Here is a 458-nt window from a genome sequence, read left to right on the forward strand (position 1 = left end):
TCGATGGCGGCCTGCGGATACTTCAGGCGCGCTTGCTTGAGCAGTCGAGTGCGGCGACGATCATCGCGCCAACTTGCCTCCCGGTCGACCAGCAACGACAGGCGTTCCTCGAAGCTCAGAGCCGCAGTACCGGGCTGCGTCAGCTGCTCTTCCAATCCGTCAGCGAACCCATCCAACTTCAGGGTGCGTAGTTGCGTCAAGGTTTGGTGCATCATCATGGCGGGTTCTCTTTATTGATAGTAGCTGGGGCCACGGACATGCGCGTGACTCGGACTGACCCATTCGACGGGCGTGGTCGCTGCCGCGCGGTCGCGGTTGTTGATGAGGATGTCGCGCACGTGGCGGTAACGATGTACACCCAATTCAAGCGCCAACGCGCAAGCCGCTTCGAGACGGTCGCGACCATAGCGACGTGAGAGCGAGAGCAAGCCAAGGCACGCCCGATAGCCGTGCTCGGG

Annotated in this window: 1 protein-coding gene and 1 pseudogene; both read right to left on the minus strand. The window is 62.0% G+C overall.

From position 1 onward, the window contains the following. A partial coding sequence (locus NCT04_RS34945; RefSeq protein ID WP_250470287.1) for an ATP-binding protein occupies positions 1-218 on the minus strand: 218 nt, incomplete at its 3' end. Positions 219-230: 12 nt separating this feature from the next. Then, positions 231-458 (minus strand): annotated as a pseudogene (locus tag NCT04_RS34950) (IS21 family transposase); the annotation flags it as partial.

This window comes from Caballeronia sp. GAFFF2 (genome assembly GCF_023631485.1).
Taxonomy (GTDB): Bacteria; Pseudomonadota; Gammaproteobacteria; order Burkholderiales; family Burkholderiaceae; genus Caballeronia.